A 9,904-nucleotide genomic window follows, 5' to 3' on the forward strand; every position below is an offset into this window, starting at 1 on the left:
CCGCGCGGTGGTTGACCGATGGTGGTCCGTCGCCGGGGCTTTCGGGACCGGAAGCCCCGGCGACGGCGGTCAGGTGTCGCGCTCCAGCAGCCGCCGGAGGTTCTGGTAGCTGCGGGGCGCGCTCCTGGCGGCCATCCGGCCGATGACCTCCAGGGGCAGCAGGCGGCCGATCCCGCTGCCCTCGAACTCCAGCGCCACGGTGACCCGCGACCCGCCGCCGTCGATCGGCTCGACGGTGACCGTGGCGCCCGGCCGGAACGGGCCGTCGACGCCCCGCGCGGCCCAACCGTGCGGCGGGTCGGACCGGGTGACCTCCTGGGTGGTGGTGTGCTCGATCCGGCCGATCCGGCGGGTGGTGGCGAACCGGGAGCCCACTCCGGCGGGTCGGCCGGCCTCGACGCGTACCCGGGCGACGTCCGGCTGCCACTCCGGGAACCGCGTCGGGTCGGTGAGGTACGCGTACACCTCGTGTGGCGGGCGGGCGACCTCGAAGGTCGAGACGATCGGTGTCATCGCGGGTTCTCCTCGTCGGCGTGGGTTGCGTCGAGGGAGTAACGGATCGCGGGCGGGGGAGTGTGACCGCCGGCTGTCATCAGGCGCACGGGGTCGGCCAGGATGTCGATCCCGGCGATCCTTCCGTCGCGCACCGCGAAGGACAGCACCGCGACCGGTCGGTCGCCGGCCTCGACGACCAGACCGGCGCAGCCGTTGACCAGCGCCGGCCGGGCCAGCTCGGCCCGCGCGGCGAACGACGCCGCCTGCTCGGCCACGGCTCGCGCGCCACGGAACCGGGCGGTGGTCCCGGCACCGGTGTCGGCCCGCAGCACCACTTCCGGGTCGAGTACCGCGATGAGGGCGTCGAACTGACCGTCGCGGGCGGCGGCGAGGAACGCGTCGACCACGGCGCGCTGCCGGGGCAGGTCCGCGTCCGGCACCGGCGCGGATCCGTGCACCCGCCGCCGGGCCCGGCTGGCCAGCTGCCTGGTCGCGGCCGGTGAGCGGTCGACGATCGGGGCGATCTCCTCGAACGGTACGGCGAACATGTCGTGCAGCACGAACGCCAGCCGCTCGGCCGGTCCCAGGGTGTCGAGCACCACGAGCAGGGCGAGGCCGACGGCGTCGGCCAGCAGTGCCTGGTGTTCCGGGTCGGTACCGTCGGGCCGTCCGACCACCGGGTCCGGCAGGCGCACCTCCAGCGGCTCCTCGCGCCGTGACCGGCGGGAGCGCAGCATGTCCAGGCAGATCCGGGCGACCACGGTGGTCAACCAGCCGCCCAGGTTGTCCTCCACGGCCCGGGCATCGGAGCGGTTCAGCCGCAGCCACGCCTCCTGAACGGCGTCGTCCGCCTCGCTGAACGAGCCCAGCATCCGGTACGCCACCGCCCGCAGGCGCCCGCGGTGGGTCTCGAACCGGCCCGCCAGCCATTCATGCTCGTCCACGCGCACACCCCAAGTCCCTCGCCCGTTGTAGCAGAAACGGTCCGGGCCGGCCCGATGTGACAGCCGGCGGGACGGTCCCGGCCAGGTCGGGGTGAGAGCCGACCTGCCCGGCTGTGCGGTGCGTTGGCCGAAACTGGGCCGACCTGCCCGGCTGTGCGGTGCGTTGGCCGAAACTGGGCCGACCTGCCCCGGCCGTGCGGTGCGTTGGCCGAAACTGGGAACGGAGGCGGCGAACCACGTAATCTGAGCTTATGCGCGGGCAAACTCGGACAAAAGGGGATGCCGCATGACCACCCATCACCGCTACGCGGTCATACAGGGGCGCCGGCTGTTCTACCGGGAGGCCGGGGACCCGTCGGCCCCCGCGCTCGTCCTGCTGCACGGCTTCCCGAGCAGCTCGTACGAGTTCCGGAACCTCATTCCGCTGCTCTGCGACCAGCACCGCGTCATCGCGCCCGACTACCTCGGCTTCGGACACTCCGACGCGCCGTCGCCGGACGAGTTCGAGTACACCTTCGACTCGCAGGCTTCGCTGGTCTCCGGGCTGCTGACCGATCTGGGCGTGCGCGAGTACGCGATGTACGTGCACGACTACGGCGCCCCGATCGGCTGGCGCCTCGCGCTCAAGAATCCGGACGCGATCACCGCGATCGTCACGCAGAGCGGCAATGGGTACGAGTCCGGGTTCACGAACCAGTTCTGGCAGCCCATCTGGGACTACGCGAACAACCCGAGCCCGGAGACCGAGGCTCCGGTCCGGTCGGCGTTGAGCTGCCAGGCCGTCATGTGGCAGTACCAGCACGGCGTACCCGACCCGAGCGTCATCGACCCGGACACCTGGAACCACGACGCGGCGCTGCTCGCGCGGCCCGGCAACGACCAGATCCAGCTCGCCATGCTGCGCGACTACACCAGCAACTTCGAGGTGTACGACCGGCTGCACGAGTACTTCCGGAACAGCCAGGTCCCGCTGATGGCGGTCTGGGGGCGCAACGACCAGATCTTCGGTCCGGTCGGTGCGCTCGCGTTCCAGGTCGACCTGGTCGACGCCGAGGTGCACCTCCTGGACGGTGGTCACTTTCTTCTTGAAAGCCACTTGTCCGCGGTCGGTGAGCGCGTCAAGGGCTTCCTCGGCCACAAGCGCAAGGCGGCCGCCGCGGCGGCACTGGTCGCCGGGATCGCCGCCGGCCCGATCGCCGGTACCGCGGCGACCGCGAGCGCCGCGCCTCCACCGGACGCCGGCCCGGCCGTCACCCAGACCTCGAACACGTCGCCGGACTCCGGCACCCACATGAACGTGCCGAGCCAGCAGCAGCTCATGCCGATGGGCGCGCCGGACGCGTCCACCCAGTCCAGCCTCAACCTGGACTCCTCGCAGATCGCCAACGCGCACAGCATCGTCGCGGCGGCCAACGCCATGCACCTGCCGCCACGCGCCGCCGTGATCGCGGTCGCCACCTCGATGCAGGAGACCAAGCTGACCAACTACGGCAACCTGGGCGGCGCCAACGACCACGACTCGCTCGGGCTGTTCCAGCAGCGCCCGTCGTCCGGCTGGGGTAGCCCGGACCAGTTGACCGACCCGACGTACGCGGCCACCGCGTTCCTCAAGGCGCTGACCCAGGTGCCCGGCTGGGACACCATGCCGCTGACCGACGCCGCCCAGACGGTCCAGGTCTCCGCGTTCGGCGACCGGTACGCTCAGTGGGAGCAGCAGGCATCCGACCTGGTCCTGTCGACCTACCACGCCGGCCCGTACGCCAACGCCGGCTGAGGAGGCCGGCGGCGCTCGACTATCGGCCGCGTCGGCCGTCAACCGGGCCGCGACACCGCACCGGGTCCGTTACCGGGGATCCGCGCGGTCGAGGTTCCAGTGCCGGGACACCGACGCCAGCCAGTTCTCGCCGCCGACCGGGATCACGGTGAACCGGGTGATGATCCGCTGGCCACCCTCGCCGTCGCTGTACAGTACGTCGATCGTGAACGCCTCCCGGCCGAGGATCGCCTTGGCCGCGTCGTCGAAGATCTGCTCGGTCGGGTCGCGGAACGCCCCCTGCCAGAAGCCGAGGTCGTGCGGCGCGATGTAGAGATCACGGGTCAGCCGGCGGACGTCGTCCGGGTCCGGCCGCTCGACGCCGGAGATCCGCCCGGGCCGCCACGCCCAGCCGTTGAGCACGGCCAGCCCCTCGCCGACGTTGCGCAACGGGATCACCAGGTAGATGGCGTCCTCGGTGGCCTCGGCGTGGGCGTGGCCGCCGGGTACGCGTACCCAGTGGTCGTCCTGGAAACCGACCTTCTGCTCCGGATCCTGGACCCGGGACGGCAGCACGAGCGGGCGCAGCCGGGACATCAGGGACAGCTCGGCGATCCGGGCCGCCCGGTTGCCCGAGCGCACCGAGGCGAACGTGGCGACCGCGAGCACCAGGGTGCCGAAAGCGGTGCCCAACTCCGCGATCGTGGCCCAATCCGTCATCCGCAGTTCGCCGCCCTTTTCCCGCCCGGTCTCGCCGACCGTAACCTACCGGCCGGGAACCCGGCGGGGTATCCGGGGCGATCGGAGGCGATCGGAACCGGGGGCTGTGCCGGCCGGGCGGGGCGCTGGCTGGCCCCGCCCGGCCGTCCCGGTTCACACCGCCGCGGTCGGCTCCGGCTTGGCCTCCGGTACCGGGTCGGGCGCGATCGTGCGCGCGGGCAGGAGCAGCAGCGCGACCGCCGACAGTACGCAGCACCCGACGATGTACCAGGCGATGCCGGCGCTGGACCCGGTCCTCTCCAGGATCCGGGTGGCGATCAGCGGTGCCGGCCCGCCGGCGATGACCGAGGCGAGCTGGTACCCGAGCCCGGCGCCGGAGTACCGGACGTTGGGCCCGAACCGTTCCGCGATCAGGGCCGCCTGGGGGCCGTACTGCATGTCGTGGAAGATCAGCGACACCACGATCGCGACCAGTACCAGGCCGGCCTTCTTCGTGTCGAGCAGGCCGAAGTACGGGAACGCGAACGCCGCGGTACCCAGGATGCCCACGCCGTACACCGCCCGCCGGCCGAACCGGTCGGACAGGAAGCCCATCACCGGTACCGTGACCAGCCCGATGGTCGCCGCGATGAGCACGTCGTTGAGCAGGTCGTTGCGCACCATCCCGAGGTGCGTGGTGCCGTAGGTCAGTACGAACGAGGTGAACAGGTAGAACGGCGCCTGCTCGGACATCCGCACGAAGGCCGAGGACAGGATGGTGTGCCACTGCCGGCGGACCACCTCGATCAGCGGCTGGGCGAGCACCACGGCCCGGTCCCGTACCGCCGCGAATTCCGGGCTCTCCAGCACGCGCAGCCGCACGTACAGGCCGACACCGATGAGCACCGCGCTGAGCAGGAACGGGATGCGCCAGCCCCAGTTGTCGAAGCTGTCGCCGGTCCAGCTGGTCAGCAGCCGCACCACGCCGGTGGACAGCACCAGCCCGAGCGGTACGCCCAGCTGCGGCCAGCTGGCCATCAGGCCGCGCCGCCGGCGTACCCCCCATTCCATGGACAGCAGCACCGAGCCGCCCCACTCGCCACCCACGCCCAGCCCCTGCCCGATGCGCAGCAGGGTCAGCAGCACCGGCCCGGCGTACCCGATGGTGTGGTAGCTGGGCAGGAGGCCGATCAGGAAGGTGCTGATGCCCATCAGCAGCAGCGTCGAGATGAGCATCGCCTTGCGGCCGATCCGGTCACCGAAGTGGCCGAAGAACGCCGCGCCGACCGGGCGGGCCGCGAAGCCGACGAACTGGGTGCCGAACGACAGCAGGATGCCGGTGAACGCGGCCTGCTTGGGGAAGAACAGCGCGGGGAAAATCAGTGAGGCGGCGGTGTTGTAGAGGAAGAAGTCGTACCACTCGATGGTGGTGCCGACCGTGCTGGCGATGACCGCGCGGCGGCGCGCGGGTCTGGTCGAGGGTTCGGCCGCGGGCCCCGGAGCAGGCCCGGTCGCGGCGGGATTGGCCATGATCTCCTCCAACCAAGATTTTTATGAAATCTCCAACCCGGTCGATGCCTCGGTCAACCCGGTCCGCGCCGAACGTTCATTCACTTGCGCCGAACGGCGCGTCACGCGCCCGGGTGTCCGGCCACCGAACACCGCCGCGGCACCGGTAGACGACGGGTGGCCGCCGTCAACGACGGCGGCCACCCTGTGGTGCGGGACTGTCAGCCGGTCACGGGCCGTAGCTGGCCTGCTCGACGGCGAAGACGTTGCGGTGTCCCGGGGTCTCCTGCAGCGACCACAGCAGGTCGGGATTCGTGGTGTCCTCCCAGTAGCTGATGCTCTCGCCGCCGCTGACCCACGCGTAGGTGTGCGACCCGGTCGACGGAGTCCAGTAGTAGAGCTGGTGCGCCCCGGACGAGTTGAACCACCAGCGCCCGTTGTGCGACGCGACCCCGTTCAGCTTGTACCACGGAAGTTGCAGTGCCTCCGTCGCCGTGGTCGACGCGGCGAAGGTGGTGGCGCCGGACGTGAACGGGAATCGGACCGCCCGCGGGGCCCGGTTCGGGTATGCGGTGCATCCGGACTGGCAGGTGTACTCGACCATGACGATCGAACCGCTCACCCGGTCCAGCGAGATGCTCGACCAGACCAGCGAGGTACCCGACGTGGTGCTCGCGGTGATCGTGCCGACCTGCGGCAGGACGTACGCGTAGTTGTGGGCGTAGTACACGCCGCTGGACTGCCGGCCGATCTGGTCGGCGGTGCCACCGGTGTTCGTCTTGAGGATGTCCTTCAGGTTGAACACCCGCATGCCGTGGCCGGTGTCGGCGACGTACAGGTAGTCGCCGTACCAGGAGACGCCGCCGGCGTGCACCGTGATGTCCTTGAAGCTGGGCGCGGCCGCGGTACCGGTCGGCTCCACGAGCAGGATCTTCCGGTAGTCGTTGGGGTAGGTCGCGTCCCAGTCGACGAGCGTGATCCGGCTGCGGGACTGGTCGCCGCCGCACCCGTCCGTGGTGTACCAGCTGACGAGGATGAGCTGGTGCCCGTCGTAGTTGCCGCTGTTCGCGGTCCCGATGGCGTCCCGGCTGCTCGTGATGCCCTGCGGGTAGTTCGTGCAGTCGTTGTTGTCGCCCGAGTCGAACCCGAACCCGCCGGTGTAGCCGGCCAGCCCGAGGGAGTCGGTGATGGCCGTGCGGTCATGGTTGGCGTTGGCCATGACCGTGTCCACGCTGGCGGTGCCGAGCGTCGAGGTGAGCGCGCTGTTCAACGCGTCGTACTGGTGGTAGTTGGCCGCCAGGGTGTACTGGCCGACCGGAAGGTTGGTGGGCGTGCTCGCGGCGTACGCGGTCGGCGCGGCAGCGAACATCGTGGAGGCCAGCGCGATCACGCCGGCGGCGAGGGCGCAGATCCTTGTGCGCAGTGACATACCAGGGACTCCGTCGGGTAGGAAATCGTCAGCTCACGATACGCACATCGATCTTGCCTGTCGAAATCCGTCCATCCGAACCACTCAGTTCCGGAAGAGTGCCTTCAGTATTCGCCCCCCGATGTCTTGGCTCGCGGTGTCTCCCTGTTGTAGGCGAGCCACCGCATCGTCCACGATCGGGCGACACGTGGGATTGTCCCGGAGGCGGGGCCGCAGAGAGAGAAAACGCGCCAGATAGGCCAAGGCATCCTTACGCCGGGGAGCCTCGGGATTTTCCACGATGCGAAGGAGTGTTTGAATGACGAACGCGTCCTCGTCCACGCCGGTCCTTTTGCCCAACTTGCGCACCAGCGGTTCCAGCGTCTCAAACGTGTTCTCGGTGTGCTCGCTGATGTCGCGTTGCCCCAGAAGTTCGGCAGAGTTTGATCGGTAGGTTTTCGTTTCCCAGTACAGCCGATGCCGACCGAGCGAGTCATAGATGTACGGCAAGCCGCGGGTATCGCTCTGGTTGGCCATGACCTCTAATGCCGCTATCGACGGGGTCCCCACAAGGAAAGCGGCCACGGCATCCTGGACTTTCGGGCGCCAACACCGAGCCAGCTTCGAGACGATGCGGTCGGTGGCGTAGGTGCTGGCAGCTTCCGCGGCCGCCGCTTCCAGCTCGCGGATGATGTCGTCGACGAGCTGTTCACTCACCTGGATTTCCCGGCGCCTGATCCGATCGATGCACTCTCTGCAAAAGCCGAGCGGGACCAGCCGGTCGCCGAGCTGGCTGTGTAACACCTGATTCTGCTCGCAGAGCTGGCAACGGACGATGGGCTGGCGGGGACGACGCCGGAAGAGACTCACGCCGGTCAGCATGCTCACCGAGCGGGCGTGTCACAAGGAGCGAACCGGCCAGTGGCAACTTCCAGCCACCCGGCGGGCGGCAGTATGATCCAGAAAATGCTGGACAATCTCGTGTCACGGCGGGCTTTCGAGCTGTACCAGCGGCTCCTCGCGGGCGAGCACCACATGCTGAAAGCGTGCTCGTCGACGCCGGAGAAGCTGGACGGGGCCGCGCGTGAACTGCTCGATGCGGGCCTTGCCCGGGTGCAGGACGGCACTCCGCCGCTGCTGGTATCCGTCGCTCCGGCGCTGGCCGCGCAGACCGTACTGGGCCAGATGTCGGCCCGGATCTCGTCCTGGCAGGACGAGACCGCCAGCATCGTGCGGCAGCTCATCCGACTTCAACGCGACGCGCTGAGGGTCGGTGGCTACCCGATCCAGGAGTTGGCCGAAGTGGTCACCGACCCGACTCAGGTCCTGTCGCTGGTGGACGACATCCAACTCGGCGCACGGCACGAGTTGCTGTCCCTCGACACCACCGCCTCGGCCGGGTCGGCCTGCCACCCCAGAGTCTCACCCGCGATCGAGCATCCGCCCCCGGTGTGGCGGACCGTCTTCAGCACGGACTTCACGACCCCGGAATTCAGCTGGGTCATCGACTCGACCCTGACCGGTGGCGGTGCGGTGCGCATCTCCGCCGGGCTGCCGATGAAGCTGCTCATCGCCGACCGCGCCCGTGCGCTGGTACCGCTGGATGAGAGCGGGTCGGCCGGCGTGGTGCTGTTCCGGTCCCCGACGGTCATCGGCGCGCTCGCCGAGCTGTTCCAGAGCCTGTGGGAGCGCGCCACACCGTACCCGCCGGAACGGGAGCGGCCCGACGGCCTCACCCCGTACCAGCGGCACGTACTGTCGCTGCTGGCCACCGGGTGCAAGGACGAGGAGATCGCCGCCCGTACGCACGTGTCGATCCGTACGGTGCGCCGTAACGTCGCCGCGATCCTCGACCACCTCGGCATGGCCACCCGCTTCGCCGCCGGGGTCCAGGCCGCCAAGCGCGGCTGGATCTGACGCGCCGAGCCGGACCAGCCGTACGCTTTGTGAGCTGGCCGGCACCCTTCATCATGGACGCATGACCGACCCGACAGGGCCGCCGTCTTCCGGCGCCGCCGAGCCCGCCGACCAGGCTGGATCGGCGGATCCCCCTGCTCCGGAGCAGTCCGTCGGCCCGCCCGACCCGCGCTTGCCGGCACGCCCGGGTTCCCCGGCGCGCTGGCTCTTCTCACGCCGCCCGGACCCGGGCGCGGGCGAAGCGGTCGCGCCGGAGCGGCCGCGTACCGCCGCCTGGCCTGGGAGGGCGATCCGCGCAGGCGCGCTGGTCGTGCTTCTGCTCGCCGCACTGACTATGGTCGGCTCGGCCTTGCCGGGCTGGCGCGGCACCGACGACCTGACCGCCGACCTGGCCGCCGGGCGGGTGACCTACATCGAGTACGTGCCCGTTCGCGACACGGTCCGTTGGGTCGACGACCAGGTGCGGTGGCGGCAGGCCCTGATCGCGGCGCCTCTTCACGAGACACCCGGGCAGCCGGTGCTCGGCCGGGAGGAGGAGTGGGTACGCGACCGGATCGAGGCGTCCGGGCACCCGGTCGATCTGGTGGTGCGCAACGGTACCGGGAACGGTTGGGAGCTGTGGCTGCTGTGGGTACCGTCGAAACCGCTGCGCGCCGCCGCGACCGCGGTCTGGCTTCTGACGCTGGTACACATGCTGACCCGCGGCGGGCACCGGGTCGCCAACCGCTGGGCCTGGTTCTGGCTGTTCGCCATCGGCCAGAGCGGTGCGCTCCTCTACCTGCTCCTCGAACCGCTGCCGCTGTGGACAACCGGTCTGGCTCGCCGCGCGGCGTCAGACGCGCCGAGCCAGACCGGTCGGGCGACTGGTCTGGGTCGCCGCGCGGCACCGAGCCGAACCGGTCGGGCCGCCAAGCCTTCGACACCGATCCGGGGCGGGACGGGCTTCGTCTACGCGGTCCTGCTGGCGTTCTGCAGCGGGGTGCTGTCGCTGGGCGTCGCCGTACTCCTGCGCTGAGGCGGGGCCGGCACGCCCGGCGGGCGGTCACCCGGTCGCCGGTACCGGTCGCTTCCGCAGGCGGCCGAGCCAGACAGTGACGGCGATCGCCGCCACCGACGCGGCTACCGCGACCGAGGCCGGCACCAGCCACGGGTACCACCCGAACTGCGGCACGCCGAACG

Annotated in this window: 9 protein-coding genes and 1 pseudogene; 4 read left to right on the forward strand and 6 right to left on the reverse strand. The window is 70.3% G+C overall.

What is annotated here, in order from left to right:
- Positions 1-69: 69 nt before the first annotated feature.
- Positions 70-513 (reverse strand): SRPBCC family protein, encoded by a 444-nt coding sequence (locus Raf01_RS19435; RefSeq protein ID WP_203919358.1) that lies wholly within the window; start codon positions 511-513, stop codon positions 70-72.
- Positions 510-1,439 carry a sigma-70 family RNA polymerase sigma factor gene (locus Raf01_RS19440; protein WP_203919359.1) on the reverse strand — a complete coding sequence of 310 codons (930 nt, stop codon included), beginning with the start codon at positions 1,437-1,439 and terminating at the stop codon, positions 510-512. The genes Raf01_RS19435 and Raf01_RS19440 overlap by 4 nt, the downstream gene beginning before the upstream one ends.
- A 286-nt stretch (positions 1,440-1,725) precedes the next feature.
- Here Raf01_RS19440 and Raf01_RS51250 point away from each other — a divergent pair.
- Together Raf01_RS51250 and Raf01_RS51255 are read left to right on the forward strand one after the other, a co-directional pair.
- Positions 1,726-2,523, forward strand: a pseudogene (locus tag Raf01_RS51250) (alpha/beta fold hydrolase); the annotation flags it as partial.
- Positions 2,524-2,535: 12 nt separating this feature from the next.
- Positions 2,536-3,213, forward strand: coding sequence for a hypothetical protein (locus tag Raf01_RS51255; RefSeq protein WP_444544548.1), 678 nt, complete (start codon positions 2,536-2,538; stop codon positions 3,211-3,213).
- Between the two features lie 69 nt (positions 3,214-3,282).
- Here Raf01_RS51255 and Raf01_RS19455 read toward each other — a convergent pair whose 3' ends face one another.
- From Raf01_RS19455 to Raf01_RS19470, 4 genes are all read right to left on the reverse strand, one after another.
- Positions 3,283-3,912, reverse strand: coding sequence for a hypothetical protein (locus Raf01_RS19455; protein WP_203919360.1), 630 nt, complete (start codon positions 3,910-3,912; stop codon positions 3,283-3,285).
- Positions 3,913-4,065: 153 nt separating this feature from the next.
- On the reverse strand, positions 4,066-5,421 hold the full coding sequence (locus Raf01_RS19460; protein ID WP_203919361.1) for an MFS transporter: 1,356 nt from the start codon (positions 5,419-5,421) through the stop codon (positions 4,066-4,068).
- 208 nt (positions 5,422-5,629) lie between these two features.
- On the reverse strand, positions 5,630-6,829 hold the full coding sequence (locus tag Raf01_RS19465; RefSeq protein WP_203919362.1) for a hypothetical protein: 1,200 nt from the start codon (positions 6,827-6,829) through the stop codon (positions 5,630-5,632).
- Positions 6,830-6,913: 84 nt separating this feature from the next.
- The gene (locus Raf01_RS19470) at positions 6,914-7,696 is read right to left on the reverse strand and encodes a hypothetical protein (RefSeq protein ID WP_203919363.1); all 783 of its coding nucleotides are present in this window, start codon (positions 7,694-7,696) and stop codon (positions 6,914-6,916) included.
- 78 nt (positions 7,697-7,774) lie between these two features.
- Between Raf01_RS19470 and Raf01_RS19475 the strand changes: the two genes are divergently transcribed.
- Complete coding sequence (locus Raf01_RS19475; RefSeq protein ID WP_203919364.1) at positions 7,775-8,725, forward strand: helix-turn-helix transcriptional regulator; 951 nt, start codon at positions 7,775-7,777, stop codon at positions 8,723-8,725.
- A 61-nt stretch (positions 8,726-8,786) separates the two neighbouring features.
- On the forward strand, positions 8,787-9,740 hold the full coding sequence (locus tag Raf01_RS19480; RefSeq protein ID WP_203919365.1) for a hypothetical protein: 954 nt from the start codon (positions 8,787-8,789) through the stop codon (positions 9,738-9,740).
- Positions 9,741-9,904 lie beyond the last annotated feature (164 nt).

It is taken from the genome of Rugosimonospora africana (assembly GCF_016862975.1).
GTDB lineage: Bacteria > Actinomycetota > Actinomycetes > Mycobacteriales > Micromonosporaceae > Rugosimonospora > Rugosimonospora africana.